Raw genomic sequence first — 15,286 nt, forward strand, 5'->3', positions numbered from 1 at the left:
CGTAACGACTTCCCCGCTGTCTCCAGTGTAGACTCAGTGAAATTGAATTCCCCGTGAAGATGCGGGGTTCCTGCGGTCAGACGGAAAGACCCCGTGCACCTTTACTGTAGCTTTGCGCTGGCGTTTGTGTTGGCATGTGTAGGATAGGTGGTAGGCTTTGAAGTCGCGGCGCCAGCCGTGATGGAGCCATCCTTGAAATACCACCCTTGTAAATACGAACGTCTAACCGCGAGCCGTTATCCGGCTCCGGGACCGCGCATGGTAGGCAGTTTGACTGGGGCGGTCGCCTCCCAAAGAGTAACGGAGGCGCGCGATGGTAGGCTCAGAGCGGTCGGAAATCGCTCGTTGAGTGCAATGGCATAAGCCTGCCTGACTGCGAGACTGACAAGTCGAGCAGAGACGAAAGTCGGTCATAGTGATCCGGTGGTCCCGCGTGGAAGGGCCATCGCTCAACGAATAAAAGGTACGCCGGGGATAACAGGCTGATGATTCCCAAGAGTCCATATCGACGGAATCGTTTGGCACCTCGATGTCGGCTCATCACATCCTGGGGCTGAAGTAGGTCCCAAGGGTTCGGCTGTTCGCCGATTAAAGTGGTACGTGAGCTGGGTTCAGAACGTCGTGAGACAGTTCGGTCCCTATCTGCCGTGGGTGTAGGAAGCTTGAGAGGATTTGCCCCTAGTACGAGAGGACCGGGGTGAACGTACCTCTGGTGGACCTGTTGTGGCGCCAGCCGCATTGCAGGGTAGCTATGTACGGACGGGATAACCGCTGAAAGCATCTAAGCGGGAAACCCACCTCAAAACGAGGCTTCCCTTGAGAGCCGTGGAAGACGACCACGTTGATAGGCCGGGTGTGGAAGTGTGGTGACACATGAAGCTTACCGGTACTAATTGCTCGATTGGCTTGATTGCTCTCATTACCGATGTCCGTTCGGTCAGCAATCATAAGAGACCTAAACTTGCTTCAGCTTTGTCCCTCCGGATTTTTCCGTGGGGATCTCGCTGACGCATCAGCTTGCTTCAACTGTTCTTTGCCGGCCTGGTGGCTTTGCGAGGAGAAAAAACCCGATCCCATCCCGAACTCGGCCGTTAAGCTCCTCTGCGCCAATGGTACTTTGTCTTAAGGCACGGGAGAGTAGGTCGTTGCCAGGCCTGCAAAGCACAGTCGCTCTTCATGATGTAAGCGCTTCCCGGGAAGCGTCCGGTGCCTTGTGGCACCGCCAGCCAATCATTCCTCGATTGACGCGGGATGGAGCAGCCCGGTAGCTCGTCAGGCTCATAACCTGAAGGTCACAGGTTCAAATCCTGTTCCCGCAACCAAATCAAAGCCGCCCTTCGGGGCGGCTTTTTTATTTCTGAGGTGCGGTTGGAAGGCGGGGCGGCCGGTACGGCTGGTTCGATCCGCACCGGCCTTGCAGGCTAAGGGGTAGTCTGGGCTGCCTGCAATCAAAGATTGCATCTCCAATCCTTAACGAATCCTGAACCCGCCGCTCAGAAGGGCGACGTGCGTCCGGAAGGATTGAGCAGCCACGGCACGACACGGTCGGCGATCTGTTCGAGCAGGAGCGTGCTCGAGTTCGGGAAATGACGAGGCTCGGTGTCGACGAGAACGAGCGCACCGATCGAATATTCGTTGTCGATCTTGATCGGAGCGCTTGCGAAGAAGCGGAGATAGGGCCGGGTGGTGACGTTGGAATTGTCGCGAAACCGCGCGTCCTTGGTCAGATCCTCGACCACGATCGTCTTTCCAGTGGCGATCGTTTCACGGCAAAGCGCGGAGTTGCGCGGCAGCTCTCCCTTCGCGCCGGGCACCTTGGGCTTGAAGCGCAGCATGTCCCCGTCCATGAATGCGAGGCTGACTGCCTTCACGCCGAAACGCCCGATCAGAAGATTGGTGATCTGCTCCGCCTCCTTGGAGAAGAGAAGCGCCTGGATCGCGAAGCGATGAAGCGCGGCGATTCTCGCCACCTCGGCGGCCGGACGTTCCGTTGCGGAAACTTGATCAAGGGCAGCTGCGCTCACCGTCGCTCTCTCCATGGGTCGCAAGGCACGCTAGGAGAGAGTGTCTAAACGAGCGTAAATTGCTGATCGTGGATTATACGTATGCCGACAGCGCGGAGTCGTTATCGGTGGGGTGACCAGCCGGCAGGCGCCATCTCGAATCCCGCGAATTCGAAGCCGGGAGCGACCGTGCATCCGACGAGCGTCCACTCTCCGGTGCTTTCGGCGGATTGCCAGACGCCCTTCGGAACGACGATCTGGGGCCGTTCGCCGGCGGCGATATCCCTGCCGAGCGTGAAGGTCTCGAAAGTCTCGCCATTCGAGAGAGACAATCTCAGTGGCGCCCCGTCATAGAAGTGCCAGACTTCGGCGGCGTCGACGCGATGCCAATGCGATCGCTCGCCAGCCTGCAGCAGATAATGGATGGCGGTCGAGGCCGCGCGCTCGCCCGGCTTTGCCTCGTCGCGGAAGGTCTCGGCGAAATGTCCGCCTTCAGGATGCGGGGCGAGTTTAAGCGCGGCGATGAGGCTGGATGCGGTGGATAACGACATGGCGGACGAAGGATAGCGCAAAGTTTAGACAATTGCGGAACGGGCGCTTAATCGCGCACTGGCACCGTGGGTCCCCTGAGAAGGAACGGGGGAGTACATATGCCAGCCGATCCACGGCCGTTCGCGCTCGCGAACGACGAGGCCAGTCGCCTCAAGGCACTCGAGGATTACGCCGTCTTCGATACGCCTCCCGAACAGGATTTCGACCATCTCGCGGCGCTTGCCGCGCGCATCTTCTCGGCGCCGATTTCGGTCATCGCGCTCGTCGATGGTGAGCGCCAGGTTTTCAAGGCCCGCGTCGGAACCGAGATGGGGGAGGGGGGGCGTTCCGGTTCGCTGTGCCTCGAAACCCTGGCAGGTCCGGATATATTCTGCGTAGCTGACGCGAGGCAGGATTCTGAGTTCGCCACTGATCCTTTCGTCGTGGATGGAGCCCGGTTCTTCGCCGGTGCGCCGCTCATCACGCCGACAGGTCATGCAATCGGTGCGCTGTGTGTGATCGACACCAAGCCGCGTCGGGAATTCACCGACGAGCAGACCAATACGCTGCGCGAGCTCGCTGGACTGGTCATGGACCGCCTCGAGGTGCGCCGCCTCGGCCTCAACCGCAACGAGACCCACGCGCCGTTCCAGAACATAGCGGCCACGTCGCCGGATGGTATCGTCTGCGCCAATGCGAGGGGCGCGATCACGTTCTGGAACGCGGCCGCGGAGCGGATCTTCGGCTACACCGCCGCCGAGGTCATGGGGCGTAATCTCCATCTCATCCTTGGCGAGAACTGCCGCAAGGGAGATCGCGAGACGCTCGCACGCCTGATGGACGAGGCGACGCCCGGCCTGATCGGCGAGACGGCGGCGTTCAGCGGCCAGCGCAGGAACGGCACCGAACTGCCGATCGAGGTCTCGCTCTCGTGCTGGATGGATAGCCACCAGCAGAGCTTCGGCGCGATCATCCGTGACGTATCGGACCGACGGGACAACGAGGCGCGTCTGCTGCGCCTGGCCAATCACGATGCGCTGACCGACCTGCCGAACCGTGGTGCGCTCTGGGCGCATCTCGACGACGTGCTCGCGGCCGAGGAGCCGCTGACACTGCTCATGCTCGATCTCGACGGCTTCAAGGAAGTGAACGACGATCGCGGGCATATGTGGGGCGACCGCGTCCTGCAGGTCGTGGCGCGGCAGATCCTCGATCTTGCCGGCGATGGAGACATGGTGGCGCGGCTCGGCGGCGACGAGTTTGCGGTCGTCCTGCGCGGCGTCGGCGATCCGCTTGTCGCGAGCCGCCTCGGCGAGCGGCTGATCCAGCATTTCAACAAGCCCGTCTGGGTCGACGGCCAGAAGGTCAATCTCGGTCTGTCGATCGGCATCGCGATCGCGCCGGCGCACGGCTCGACGCCGGAAGAGCTGATGGCCAATGTCGATCTCGCACTCTATCGCGCGAAGGACGAGGGCCGTAGCCGCCAGCACCTCTTTGCTCCGCCGATGCGGCAGGCCGCGAATGCCCGCAGTGCCTTCGAGGTAGAGCTGACCTCGGCGCATGAGAATGGCGAGTTCGAGCTGTTCTACCAGCCGCAGGTCCGGCTGAACGACAGCTCGATGATTGGCGCCGAGGCGCTGCTGCGCTGGCGCCATCCCGAACGCGGGCTGATGATCCCGCCGAGCTTCATCAGCGTGCTCGACACGATGTCGATTGCGGCCGATGTCGGCGAATGGGTCATTCGCTCGGCCTGCGGGCAGGCGGCGGCCTGGCGCGAGGCGGGTGTCGACGATTTCAAGGTTGCGGTGAACCTGTTCGGCGCGCAGTTCCGTCGCGGCGATCTTTGCGAAGTGGTCGAGAGCGCGCTGTCTGAAGCCCGGCTGCCGGCGGGAGCGCTGGAACTCGAGATCACCGAGACGATGATCCTGCGCCATGAACGGGCGATGCTGAAGCAGCTGAAGGACCTTCAGCGCATCGGCGTCGGCGTGGCGTTCGACGATTATGGTACGGGCTTCGCCTCGCTCAGCCAGATCCAGCTCTTTCCGCTGACCAAGCTGAAGATCGATCGCAGCTTCGTCCGCGAGATGTGCTGCGACTCGGACAATGCCGCCGTGGTGAAGGCGATCTTGCATCTCGGCAAGAATTTCGGGGTGAAAGTCATCGCTGAAGGCATCGAGTCGGTGCAGCAGCACGAGGTCCTGGTCGAGAACGGCTGCAGTGAGGGGCAGGGCTTCCTTTACGGCCGTGCCATGTCGAGCATTGATTTCGAGGGCAAGCTGCTCGAATGGCGGCACGTCGCCTGAGGTAGAATCGCGGGGCCGATGCGAACACCGGCCCCGCTCAATTGCATGTTATAGGGAAGAGTTAGTGCTGGCCGCCCTTGCGGCCTGCCTCCGACGCGCGCTCGCGATCGTTGGCAAAATTGCCCTGGCTCTGCTGGCCGCCCTTGCGACCGGCTTCAGATGCCCGTTCACGGTCGTTAGCGAAATTGCCGCCGGATTCCGATCCGCCCTTCGACGCGATTTCGCGTTGCTTGTCCGGATCCATCGACGCGAAGCCGCGATTGGACGTGTTCTGGTTCTGAGCCATGTCAATTGCCTCCTCTCTTGGAGATTTCGGCACGGCTTAGCCTGTCCGCGCCCAAATATAAAACGGGTCGCGTATCGATTGGTTCCTTTGGTTATATTGCTACATTCGACGTATTGACGCTTACTGTAAAGTAAGCGAGGCGAGCAATACTGATTTTGCGGATTGTTTGGCGCAGTTGTGGCCAAGTTTAAGCCAGTGGGCCGTTTTTGAGGAAATCCGGCGGCACGCGGCTGACGTCGCGGAGGAGTTCGATGAGAGCTCGCGCCCCGAACTCCGCGGCCGCTTCACCTTTTTCGGCTGTCGCGGCAGCGGTATTGCCGAGAGCCCCTTCGGGATTGAGGTCCTGCGCAAGCCAGCCGAAACCGGCGGGACGAGACGCCCGCAGATGATGGTAGTCCTTTTCCATCGCGAGCGAGGCGGGGACGAAGTTCTTCAGCCTGTCGCGGCGGACGAGGTCCGGGCGGCAGGCGAGCATCAGCGAGGTCTCGATCTCGCCGCCGTGGACGCCGTGGGCGATCTCCTCGGCGGTAAACAGGCCGTCGGGATAGCCGAAGCGCGCCCATGTCGTCGTCACCGCCAGCATTTCGTGCCGGACGCGAAGATCGCGCGCGACCACATCGATCAGCGCGTTGTTGCCGCCGTGTGACGAGAGGAGGACGAGTTTCCGGATGCCGGCGCGGGCAAGGCTGTCGCCGATCTCATTCCAGGTTAGCATCGCGGTTTCGGCGCTGAACGTCAGCGTGCCGGGATACGCGACATGTTCGGGCGACAGCCCGACGCTTTGCGTCGGCAGGATCGTCACCGGCAGATCGGCAGGCAGAATAGCGCGGGTGCGGGCGAGATAGCCCTCCATGATGTCGACGTCGGTCGACAGCGGCAGATGCGGACCGTGCTGTTCTACGGCCGCGACCGGAAGAACCGCGATCCAGGACGATGTGTCGGCCGCATGGATTTCCGGCCAGGTCATGTCCGACCAGATGGGTTTCGGAAGGCTCAAGCGGCCGCCTCCAGCCTGCCGGCGCGCGCGAGCACCAGATCGAGCGCCTTCAGCGTCATCGAGAGCGGCATGTACGGGCAGGCCGGGTGACGCAGCGCGGCGGGCTCTCCGGCAATCACCTGCTCCGGCAGAAGCGGGACATGCAGGAAGGTCGCCGTGACACGCGCGCGATTGGTCTCGGCGGCGTGGAGCGCGAGATAAAGCAACTGATTGCAAAGGTGGGTGCCGCAATCCTCCGACACCGCGGCGGGAATGCCGGCGGCATTCAGCGCGGCGGCGGTGCCGTCGAGGTCAGGCCAGGTCGCGATATAGCTTTCAGGGCCGGACGAGTGGACAGGAAGATCGCGAATCTCGGCGCCCGTGCTGTCCGGCACGCCGAAATTCCGGCGATTGGTCGCGATCTTCTCCAGGCACAGCCGGTTCCGGCCGGCGGCTTGACCGCAGAGGAGCAGGCGGTCGGGATCGAAGCGACGTACCGCTTCGTCGAGCAAGGAGTCGGCACGCTCGGTGTCGACCGGCAGGATCAGCGTTTCCGCATCGAGGCCCGACGCGGTCGCGCCGCGCTTCTCGAAGGCGCGCACCAAGGCCTCGGAAGCATTGCTGCCGCCGTCAAACGGGCCGAAACCGGTGATCAGAACCTTCATCTTCTCTCGAATAGGCACGGAGCGGGTCGGGCACAAGCGGCCGGCTCTCGAAGCTTCGCCGGAGCTGTTCTGTTTCGGGACACAGCGTTAACGCGATCCCCGCGCCCAAATCGGCCTTCGCGAAGCCGATGAGCCCCGTCGAACCGTCCGTCCGCTACGGACCATATCGGGAACATCGATCGATCAGCGATTCGTGCGGGGTTCGTTCCCGCTCCGCTCCAATCGTTAATCGCGACGAGTCAGTCGACGATGTCCGTCTGCGTTTTCGGCGTCCGTTCCTTCAGCAGCAGGTAGAGGCCGGCGCCGATGACGACCGCCGCGCCGGCGAGCGTCCAGACATCCGGGACATCGGAGAAAACGAGCCAGCCCGTGATCGTCATGAAGACGAGCTCGCAATAGACGAAGGGAGCGAGGATCGGCGCTGGAGCGCGGCCGTGCGCGAGGATGAGAAGGTAGTGGCCGAATGCCCCCATTGCGCCCGTCGCGATATGCAGGCCCCAGATCCAGCCGCTCTCGGGCCAATGCCAGACGAAGGGCATGATCGGAGCCAAAGCCAGCGCGCCGAACAGGCCGGTGATCGCGATCGAGGTCTTGGCGCTGTCGTAGGCCGACACGAAACGCGTGGCGATATTGTAGAATGCGCCGCAGATCGCGTTAGAGAAGGCGAGAAGATAGGCCATCTCGAACGTGCCGACGCCGGGCCGCGTGACCACCAGCACGCCGAGAAAACCGACGCCGATCGCCGCCATGCGCTTCAGGCCGATCCATTCGCCGAGGATCGGGCCCGCGAAGATCGCGACGAGGAGCGGGGTCGTGAACGAGACGGTGATGGCCTGGTCGAGTTGCAGGGTCTGCAGCGCCGAGAAATTGAACACCGTCGTGCCGGCCAGCAGAACCGAGCGGAGGAACTGCATTCCGGGCTTTTTCGTCCGCCAGATGCCCGGCGAGCTCCACGGGTTCAGCAGGATGCTGATGAAGACGACGTGGAAGACGTAGCGCAGCCACGCGACCTGCAGCGGGCTCTCATAGGACGAGAGATATTTTGCCGTCGTGTCGAGAATCGAAAAAGTGCCGACCGCGCCGAACATCAAGCTGATGGCGATGATCCTCAACCGACGAGCGGCCTGTGCGTCGTCAACAAGCATACGGTCTAGCGGCAGAGCCACTTTAGGTTCCTCACGGGAAGTGCCGGGAAAGCAGGCTAGGAATGAACCTGCACGGCCTGCTTGTCGAGGCCGGAATCCCCTCTAAGTGCCTTGGAAATCTGCCGTGCGGTTTCCGCATAGCTAACGGAGGTCCGGAATGCCTCCGAGCGCGGATATTGCTCGGCGACGCCGATGTCCTCGACAACACGACCCGGCCGCGTGCTCATCACGACGATGCGGTTCGACAGATAGACCGCCTCGAACACCGAATGAGTGACGAAGACAATCGTGCAGCGAAGCCGTTCGCGGATCGCCAGCAACTCGTCGTTCAGCCGGAAACGGGTCATCTCGTCGAGCGCGGCGAAGGGCTCGTCGAGGAGGAGGACTTCCGGCTTCGACACCAGCGCCCGCGCGAGCGATACGCGCATCTTCATGCCGCCGGACAATTGGTCCGGGCGCGCCTCGGCGAAATCCTCAAGCCCCACCAGCTCGAGCGCCTGTTCGATACGCTCCCTGGCATGGGCGCGCGAAACGCCCCGGAGGCGTAGCGGCAGCCAGACATTGGCGAATGCGCTCGCCCAAGGCATGAGCGTGGGCTCCTGGAAGACGAAACCGATCTCGGGGCGCGCACCGCTCCAGGCAACATGGCCGGAGGACGGCTCGTCGAGACCTGCGATCAGCCGCAGGACGGTGGATTTGCCGCAGCCGGACGGGCCGATCAAAGTCACCACGTCCTCGCGTTCGATCGAGAGGTCGAAGTCGTCGAGGGCCGAGACGCCGTTTGGGAAGCGTTTGGAAAGGCTGGAAAGGCGCAGAAGCGGCATCGCGCGCACGCTCTGCGGAAGGTCGGGCGGGGTCAAGAAAAAAGACGGGCGACCACAGCGTGCCGCCCGTCTCGATCATCCAGTCGTCACCACCAATAACGGCCCCGGAAGCAACCCCAGCGAAGCTCGCCCCAACGGTTGCGATACCAGCCGCATCTGCGCCGGCGGTAGTAGCCTCCGCCGCCATACCAGCGGCGGCGATAACGTGGATACCAACGGCGGCGCCGGGAGCCATACCAGCGGCGGCCTCTCCGATAACCCCTTCGATAACCGCGACGGTAGGAACGACGGCGTCCTCCCCGCCCACGGCCACGACGCTGGACCTCGTGAAGATCGTCATTGCCGTCAATGTCCGCGTCGGGCGGCACGGCCTGCGCCGCAGCCCCGCTGAGAGCAGCGGAAGCGGGCTTCGGTAGTGTGGCCAGAGCAGCGGTGCCGGCTACACCCAGCAGCCCCGCCAAGAACACACGTCTGTCCATGAACGCGTCTCCTCCCTGTTCGCCTTTTGTAGAAGACAAGTGCGCGGGCCGGCGCAAGGTTCCACAGAAAATCAAGGTGAAACGGGCGGGTTGTCCGGGATGGTCTGCACGCCGAAGTTGGACCGTGCTCCGGACAGATACGTAGAGCGCCTTAGTAGGCGAAGAGCGATTGGCGATGCAGAATAGATGCGCCGCGCATGCCATGCGCAGCGCGAGGCCCTCCCGATGAGCGAAGTACTGGCTAAATTTGCGCAGGACGTCGTGCGTCTCGTCGAAAAGCGAGACGGTGAGGTGGCGATCGAGGTGCTCGCCGCGGCATATGCCGAGGAGGTCGGACCACGCTCCGAGTTCCATCTCGGATTGGGTTACGGCATTGCCGAGCATTGGCTTGAAACGAGCGAGGGCAAGGTGCGCTCCCTCCGGCGCGGTTCGCGGCGGCGGGCCAAGCCTTGGCGGGCTGCGTCGTAGCGCGCATTCTGGTGGGCGACCGACTCAACCCGCCCACCCATGATCCATTACAAGAAACGCCTTCAGATCCTGGCAATCTGCCTGTCGGCCCTTGCCGGCTATGTCGATGCGCTCGGCTTCCTGAAGCTCGGCGGATTCTTCGTTTCGTTCATGTCCGGCAATTCGACCCGGATGTCGGTCGGGCTGATGGAGCGGGCCTCCGACGCCGCGGTGGCCGGCGCGCTCATTTCGACTTTCGTGATTGGCGTGGTGTTCGGCTCGTTCGTCAGCCACGCAGCGGGCCGGCATCGCCGTCCGGCCGTGCTCGGGCTCGTCGCGCTGCTCCTCGGCTGCGGCGCGATGCTTGACCATCTGGCGCCCGCCTATCTCGCCGTCGGCGCGGTGGTGCTGGCGATGGGCGCCGAAAACGCCGTCTTCCAGCGCGACGGCGAGGTCTCGATCGGGCTGACCTACATGACCGGTACCCTGGTCAAGTTCGGGCAGAGGCTGACCGGGGCATTCCTGGGCGGGCACCGCCTCGCCTGGCTGCCGTATCTCTTGCTCTGGATCGGGCTGATCTCCGGGGCGGCCGCCGGAGCGGCGGTCTATCCGATCTACGGCTTCGCCGCGCTGTGGTTCGGCGCGGGTGTCGCGGCCACGTTGGCGGTTGTGACGATCTTCCTCCACGTCGAGGATTGAGCGGCCGCTTTCCGGGGCGGCGCAGCCGAGCCCGGAATCCATAACCCCTGTGTGGATGATCGAACCGGGGCGCTGCGGCGTATGGGTCCCGGGCTCCGCTTCGCGGCCCCGGGACACGGGAGCGCACGAATTCGGCTTCCGTCCCTGAAAGCTCTCACGTCTCAAACAGCATTTCCCCTGGAGGGATGCGCGGGACGTCGGGAGATCGACCTCTCCCAAGGCGGTCTGGCCTGATTGTGAAAAGGGCCAAACCAATTGTTTTGCTCACCTCGGGAGGACGCTCTCGCGACGTCCCGCGCACGGTGTTTGAGGCTTGCTGCGTGCAGCCCCCGGAGGCTTAACTTTCTGGCCTCCGCTGGTCGGTGCCTCTCTCCCCCGGACGGTCGGGTCCGTCCTGCAGGGAAAGTCCGAAGCGCACCCGCGTGACGGGAGTCCATCCCGTCGGGACCGCATGCCTTGGGCCTCCGGATCTCGGTCGCGAACCTCGACCCGGCCACCGCACTCCCGATCCACCACAACGACGCCTCGCGATGACGCCCTCCGTGACCGGAAGCGGGGAATATGTGGCATGGATTAGGAATAAAGTCAAGATCAGCGTGTGGCGATGAAGCCGGCGCGTTCCTCGTCGGGCACCGAGTTCGTCAACCGCAAGGGTTGGGTCTCGCGCTCGACCGGCGGCAAGGACAAGGCGGCGTCTTCAGCATACGCTTGAGAACCGAATCCCGCCGATCAGCACCTTTGAGTCATCGGACATGTCTAAGACCCACGATCCTGGTGATGACAGAGTCATATGGGTGCACGAACTCAGTCTATGGCAGCAAGTTCAAATCGGGCTGGGCGAATACTGGATCGCCTTCTCCAATTTGGAGGGCACGCTGATTTCAACGACAGCGGCGCTGATGGGAATGAAGCACTCGGCCCTGGCTTACATCCTTCGCGACGTGCAATTCCAAGCCCGTCTTACGCTCTTTAGGCGGTCAGTGAGCGCAGCCGTTCCAGATGAAGGCTTTCGCAAGCGGGCCATAGCACTTGCCAATCGCGCAGGCACGGCGGCTGAATTTCGAAATCGGGTCGCGCACGCTTCATTCATCCATCACGGCGAGCTTGGAATAACGATGGTGAAGGACGGAGAGCATCCGTTCCAACCTCTCGCAGGCGGTGAGGCGATCAACTACGAAACCTTCGCACAAAAATCCCGCGCCGCGGATCTCCTATCGTCCGAATTTTCCTCATGGCTCCGAGAATGGAATGCCAACAGCTGATGCCCAACCCGCTTTCTCGAATGCGTCCTAACGCGAACCTAGTCATATCAGCCGACGTGCTGAATGACCGGCCACAGCTTGCGGCGTTGATGCTAGCCTGCATCTCCGCTTGGGCGCACCTGGAATCCTATCTCATAGGCGCTGTGGTCGATTGGATCGGAGAAGACGCAGAGGAAGCGGTCTACGCACTGGTCAACGCCAGAAGCTCGAAGGCTCAAAAAGAACTGATTCTGGAGCGGTGCCGAAAGGTTCTCGCCGCAGACCAACTTGAGATACTGGAGGCGATCATTGAAGCATCCGACGCGACCGCCAAGAGCCGCAATCGCCTAGCCCATTGGGTGCCTGCGATCTGTCCAGAACTTCCAGACCACATTCTCCTCTGCGATCCCAAAGCGTCGTGGCGGATCGGGTGATATCCGGCGAGAAGTTGAGGAACCTGACCAATCCGGCCTATTCGAACGAAGCCATCTCTGAACTCGCAGAAAAGGCCCGCGAAGTTCTCAGCGCCGGGATTCTCGTTTTCTCGGAGAAGGATTTCTCCGTATTGTCAGACGAGATTTGGACGCTCAATCGCGCGACTGAAGAGCTTCGTTCGCTCGTTTCGAATGCTCCGTGGCGAGACGAGTCACGTCACTGGCTAGAGCACGAGTCTTTAATTCAGAGAAGTATATCACGTCTGAGATCGCGTCGGAGCAGTGCTCCTGCGTGACCTCGTAGACGACATTCCAAAGATCATCCTCCGAAATGTGGATCATCGGAGAGACAGGCTTAGGAACCACCGCGTCGTACGTGCGCGCCGCAGTGATGCCAGCCCAATCGGTGCTGGCCATCGATTCGGGCGAGGGGTCGCTGCGAAGGAGCCGCGAGGTCTATCCCCTCACCCCGCTCGGCCTGCCGGCCGAGTCGGCCCTCTCCCATTGGGAGAGGGCGGGGCGCCTCAGCTCAGCGCCTTGTTGCTTTCCTTCACCGCGTCTTCCGCGACATAAACCTCGCCGCCCATGGCCATGAACTTCTCGCTCATTTCCGCCATGCCGGACTCGGCCTTGGCCAGGTCCATCTGCGGGTCGTTGAGCGAGGCGGCGTAGTCGCGGACGTCCTGCGTGATCTTCATCGAGCAGAATTTCGGGCCGCACATCGAGCAGAAATGCGCGACCTTGTGGGCGTCCTTCGGCAGCGTCTCGTCGTGGAATTCGCGTGCGGTGGTCGGGTCGAGGCCGATGTTGAACTGGTCTTCCCAGCGGAAATCGAACCTTGCCTTCGACAGCGCGTCGTCGCGGAGCTGTGCGGCCGGATGACCCTTGGCGAGGTCGGCGGCGTGGGCGGCGATTTTGTAGGTGATCACGCCGGTCTTCACGTCGTTCTTGTCCGGCAGGCCGAGATGTTCCTTCGGCGTGACGTAGCAGAGCATGGCGCAGCCGAACCAGCCGATCATCGCGGCCCCGATGCCCGAGGTGATGTGGTCGTAGCCCGGCGCGATGTCGGTCGTGAGCGGTCCGAGCGTGTAGAAGGGGGCTTCGCCGCACTCCTTGAGCTGCTTGTCCATGTTGATCTTGATCTTGTGCATCGGCACGTGGCCGGGGCCCTCGATCATGACCTGGCAGCCCTTCTGCCAGGCGATCTGCGTCAGCTCGCCGAGGGTCTCCAGCTCCGCGAACTGGGCGCGGTCGTTGGCGTCGTAGATCGAGCCGGGACGCAGGCCGTCGCCGAGCGAGAACGAGACGTCGTAGCGGCGCATCAGGTCGCAGATCTCGTCGAAGCGCTCGTAGAGGAAGCTCTCCTTGTGATGGGCGAGGCACCACTTGGCCATGATCGAGCCGCCGCGCGAGACGATGCCGGTCATGCGGTTGGCGGTCAGCGGCACGTAGGGCAGGCGGACGCCGGCATGGATGGTGAAGTAGTCGACGCCCTGCTCGCACTGCTCGATCAGAGTGTCCTTGTAGACCTCCCAGTCGAGCTTGACCGGGTCGCCGCCGACCTTCTCCAGCGCCTGGTAGATCGGCACCGTGCCGACCGGGACCGGGGCGTTGCGGATGATCCAGTCGCGGGTGTTGTGGATGTTCCTGCCCGTTGACAGGTCCATGATCGTGTCGGCGCCCCAGCGGATCGCCCAGACCAGCTTCTCGACTTCCTCGGCGACCGACGACGAGACGGCGGAATTGCCGATGTTCGCGTTGATTTTCACTAGGAAGTTGCGGCCGATGATCATCGGCTCGAGTTCGGCGTGGTTGATGTTCGACGGGATGATGGCGCGGCCGCGGGCGATCTCGTCGCGGACGAATTCCGGCGTGATGTGCTCGGGCAGCGAGGTGCCGAAGCTTTCGCCGTCGGCCAGCGCGGAGGCGGCGCGATCCAGCACCTCCCTGCGGCCGAGGTTCTCGCGCTCGGCGACGTAGATCATCTCCTTGGTGATGATGCCGGCGCGGGCGAATTCGTATTGCGTGATCGGCGCGTCGCCGACGCCGCGCAGCGGCTGGTGGGCGATCGGGAAGGCCTGGGCGAGGTGGCTGCCCGAGACATTGCCGTTGTCTTCCGGCTTGATGATGCGGCCGTCATAGCTCTCGACGCCGCCGCGCTCCTTGACCCATTCGACGCGCCGGCGCGGCAGGCCGGCTTCGAGATCGACCTTGTAGTCGGGGTCGGTATAGGGGCCGGACGTGTCGTAGACGCGGAGCTTCGGCTCGTCGGGGGAGGTGAGCGTGATCTCGCGGATCGGCACCTTCACGTCCGCGGCGTGGGCGCTCGTCACATAGATCTTCTCGGACGCGGGCATCGGCCCGGTGGTGACGCCGGCCTCGATGAAGTCGTTGGGAGAGAATGGCTTGTTCACGAAGGATCTCCTCGTTCGCACAAAGGGAGATCCGGCGATGGAGGAGGATGTGCGGGTGGAGGAATCTCACCTTGGCCCGCGTGCCCGTCCCTTCGCCGGCATGACCCGGATCAGGTTCAAAGGGTCACCGCGCTGCCTGACGGCCGTCGGTCTCTCAGTCCCTTCGCGGGACTCCCCTCGGTTTGTGACGACGATTCTTTAGAGCATTTCCGAGCTGGGTCAACCGTCTAAAGTCCGTTCAAATCCAGTTGATCGGGCACCTGCCACCATAAGCCTGCCGCCTTCGGGACCCTATTTAGTGCTTGGAAGGACAACCATTCCGGCTGCCCCGAACACATCAAAGAGGTCCTTCGATGTGCGACTATAGCCTCGAATCTGTTGCGTCCCGCCCGGCCAAAGTCGGCGACAAGCTGGTCTCCACCAGCTTTCCCGGCACCACCACACGCGGCTTTTCGGCCGTCGGTGAACCCAATATGGCCGTCTGCCTTCTCCCAGGCACCGAAATAGCCTTCGACAAGGAGATAGAATGTGAGGGAGCGCTCGGATTCCTAGCGACGCGCAAACTCGGTCAGACGCTCGCCCGCTTCCGTCACATAAACGAAGGCCATCCGCATATGCATCATGATGCGCTGGAGGTGCCGGACGGCAGGATGGTGCTTCTGACGCTCCTGCGCCACGGCCAGTACGCGACCGTGCTGCAGCTGCCGGCGGACTCCGCCGCCGACACGCATGATGAGAAGAAGCAAGAGTCCGAAGAGGAGCGGCGCTCCTATCTGGACTATCTCACCATCGACTGAGGCGCTGCCAAGCCGGGTTTGCCCGGCTTGGCACACACCCGG

General features: G+C 62.8%; 14 protein-coding genes, 1 tRNA gene, 2 rRNA genes and 1 riboswitch (1 of these 18 cut by a window edge). Of the genes, 9 read left to right on the forward strand and 8 right to left on the reverse strand.

Features of this window, described 5'->3' with window-relative positions; all coding sequences use genetic code 11:
* The 3 genes from ACFPFW_RS02345 to ACFPFW_RS02355 all read left to right on the forward strand — a co-directional run.
* Positions 1–914, forward strand: a 23S ribosomal RNA gene (locus ACFPFW_RS02345) (it extends 1,894 nt beyond the left edge of the window).
* A 126-nt stretch (positions 915–1,040) separates the two neighbouring features.
* Positions 1,041–1,154: ribosomal RNA gene (gene rrf / locus ACFPFW_RS02350) — 5S ribosomal RNA — on the forward strand.
* A 91-nt stretch (positions 1,155–1,245) separates the two neighbouring features.
* Positions 1,246–1,322 (forward strand) — tRNA-Met (locus ACFPFW_RS02355).
* Between the two features lie 171 nt (positions 1,323–1,493).
* Here ACFPFW_RS02355 and ACFPFW_RS02360 read toward each other — a convergent pair.
* Together ACFPFW_RS02360 and ACFPFW_RS02365 are read right to left on the reverse strand one after the other, a co-directional pair.
* Positions 1,494–2,024: a GAF domain-containing protein gene (locus ACFPFW_RS02360; protein WP_162799695.1), complete on the reverse strand. Its 531-nt coding sequence runs from the start codon at positions 2,022–2,024 to the stop codon at positions 1,494–1,496.
* A 101-nt stretch (positions 2,025–2,125) separates the two neighbouring features.
* Positions 2,126–2,554: a cupin domain-containing protein gene (locus ACFPFW_RS02365; protein ID WP_114957280.1), complete on the reverse strand. Its 429-nt coding sequence runs from the start codon at positions 2,552–2,554 to the stop codon at positions 2,126–2,128.
* A gap of 99 nt (positions 2,555–2,653) precedes the next feature.
* Between ACFPFW_RS02365 and ACFPFW_RS02370 the strand changes: the two genes are divergently transcribed.
* Entirely contained in the window at positions 2,654–4,837 is a 2,184-nt protein-coding gene (locus ACFPFW_RS02370) for a putative bifunctional diguanylate cyclase/phosphodiesterase (RefSeq protein WP_114957281.1), read from the forward strand.
* Between the two features lie 61 nt (positions 4,838–4,898).
* Here the strand turns inward: ACFPFW_RS02370 and ACFPFW_RS02375 are convergent, their stop codons facing one another.
* From ACFPFW_RS02375 to ACFPFW_RS02395, 5 genes are all read right to left on the reverse strand, one after another.
* A complete protein-coding gene (locus ACFPFW_RS02375) occupies positions 4,899–5,123 on the reverse strand; it encodes a con-10 family general stress protein (RefSeq protein WP_114957282.1) in 225 nt (74 codons plus the stop codon).
* A 187-nt stretch (positions 5,124–5,310) separates the two neighbouring features.
* Positions 5,311–6,090 carry a creatininase family protein gene (locus ACFPFW_RS02380; protein WP_114957399.1) on the reverse strand — a complete coding sequence of 260 codons (780 nt, stop codon included), beginning with the start codon at positions 6,088–6,090 and terminating at the stop codon, positions 5,311–5,313.
* 26 nt (positions 6,091–6,116) lie between these two features.
* Positions 6,117–6,764, reverse strand: a complete 648-nt coding sequence (locus ACFPFW_RS02385; protein ID WP_114957283.1) for a pyroglutamyl-peptidase I — start codon at positions 6,762–6,764, stop codon at positions 6,117–6,119.
* A 239-nt stretch (positions 6,765–7,003) separates the two neighbouring features.
* A complete protein-coding gene (locus ACFPFW_RS02390) occupies positions 7,004–7,930 on the reverse strand; it encodes a DMT family transporter (RefSeq protein ID WP_379769270.1) in 927 nt (308 codons plus the stop codon).
* 35 nt (positions 7,931–7,965) lie between these two features.
* Positions 7,966–8,733, reverse strand: coding sequence for an ABC transporter ATP-binding protein (locus ACFPFW_RS02395; RefSeq protein ID WP_114957400.1), 768 nt, complete (start codon positions 8,731–8,733; stop codon positions 7,966–7,968).
* Positions 8,734–9,437: 704 nt separating this feature from the next.
* Here ACFPFW_RS02395 and ACFPFW_RS02400 point away from each other — a divergent pair.
* From ACFPFW_RS02400 to ACFPFW_RS02415, 4 genes are all read left to right on the forward strand, one after another.
* Complete coding sequence (locus ACFPFW_RS02400; RefSeq protein WP_162799696.1) at positions 9,438–9,680, forward strand: hypothetical protein; 243 nt, start codon at positions 9,438–9,440, stop codon at positions 9,678–9,680.
* 39 nt (positions 9,681–9,719) lie between these two features.
* A complete protein-coding gene (locus ACFPFW_RS02405; RefSeq protein ID WP_114957286.1) occupies positions 9,720–10,358 on the forward strand; it encodes a YoaK family protein in 639 nt (212 codons plus the stop codon).
* A 752-nt stretch (positions 10,359–11,110) separates the two neighbouring features.
* Complete coding sequence (locus tag ACFPFW_RS02410) at positions 11,111–11,620, forward strand: hypothetical protein (protein WP_114957287.1); 510 nt, start codon at positions 11,111–11,113, stop codon at positions 11,618–11,620.
* Positions 11,620–12,033, forward strand: coding sequence for a hypothetical protein (locus ACFPFW_RS02415; protein ID WP_114957288.1), 414 nt, complete (start codon positions 11,620–11,622; stop codon positions 12,031–12,033). Before ACFPFW_RS02410 ends, ACFPFW_RS02415 begins: the two co-directional genes overlap by 1 nt.
* 524 nt (positions 12,034–12,557) lie before the next feature.
* On the opposite strand, the gene thiC is transcribed toward ACFPFW_RS02415, so the two are convergent.
* Positions 12,558–14,390, reverse strand: a complete 1,833-nt coding sequence (gene thiC, locus ACFPFW_RS02420; protein ID WP_162799707.1) for a phosphomethylpyrimidine synthase ThiC — start codon at positions 14,388–14,390, stop codon at positions 12,558–12,560.
* Positions 14,391–14,517: 127 nt separating this feature from the next.
* A riboswitch (TPP riboswitch) is annotated at positions 14,518–14,635 on the reverse strand.
* Positions 14,636–14,800: 165 nt separating this feature from the next.
* Here thiC and ACFPFW_RS02425 point away from each other — a divergent pair.
* Entirely contained in the window at positions 14,801–15,244 is a 444-nt protein-coding gene (locus tag ACFPFW_RS02425) for a hypothetical protein (protein ID WP_379769275.1), read from the forward strand.
* Positions 15,245–15,286 lie beyond the last annotated feature (42 nt).

This window comes from Flaviflagellibacter deserti (assembly GCF_042652085.1).
GTDB lineage: Bacteria > Pseudomonadota > Alphaproteobacteria > Rhizobiales > Methylopilaceae > Flaviflagellibacter > Flaviflagellibacter deserti.

Bases quoted from the DNA above. Each gene is read 5' to 3' on its own strand.
- ACFPFW_RS02365 (WP_114957280.1), bottom strand. From the start codon at position 2,554: ATGTCGTTATCCACCGCATCCAGCCTCATCGCCGCGCTTAAACTCGCC.
- ACFPFW_RS02410 (WP_114957287.1), top strand. From the start codon at position 11,111: ATGTCTAAGACCCACGATCCTGGTGATGACAGAGTCATATGGGTGCAC.
- thiC (WP_162799707.1), bottom strand. From the start codon at position 14,390: ATGCCCGCGTCCGAGAAGATCTATGTGACGAGCGCCCACGCCGCGGAC.
- ACFPFW_RS02370 (WP_114957281.1), top strand. From the start codon at position 2,654: ATGCCAGCCGATCCACGGCCGTTCGCGCTCGCGAACGACGAGGCCAGT.
- ACFPFW_RS02395 (WP_114957400.1), bottom strand. From the start codon at position 8,733: ATGCCGCTTCTGCGCCTTTCCAGCCTTTCCAAACGCTTCCCAAACGGC.
- ACFPFW_RS02375 (WP_114957282.1), bottom strand. From the start codon at position 5,123: ATGGCTCAGAACCAGAACACGTCCAATCGCGGCTTCGCGTCGATGGAT.
- ACFPFW_RS02385 (WP_114957283.1), bottom strand. From the start codon at position 6,764: ATGAAGGTTCTGATCACCGGTTTCGGCCCGTTTGACGGCGGCAGCAAT.
- ACFPFW_RS02405 (WP_114957286.1), top strand. From the start codon at position 9,720: ATGATCCATTACAAGAAACGCCTTCAGATCCTGGCAATCTGCCTGTCG.
- ACFPFW_RS02415 (WP_114957288.1), top strand. From the start codon at position 11,620: ATGCCCAACCCGCTTTCTCGAATGCGTCCTAACGCGAACCTAGTCATA.
- ACFPFW_RS02425 (WP_379769275.1), top strand. From the start codon at position 14,801: ATGTGCGACTATAGCCTCGAATCTGTTGCGTCCCGCCCGGCCAAAGTC.
- ACFPFW_RS02400 (WP_162799696.1), top strand. From the start codon at position 9,438: ATGAGCGAAGTACTGGCTAAATTTGCGCAGGACGTCGTGCGTCTCGTC.
- ACFPFW_RS02380 (WP_114957399.1), bottom strand. From the start codon at position 6,090: ATGACCTGGCCGGAAATCCATGCGGCCGACACATCGTCCTGGATCGCG.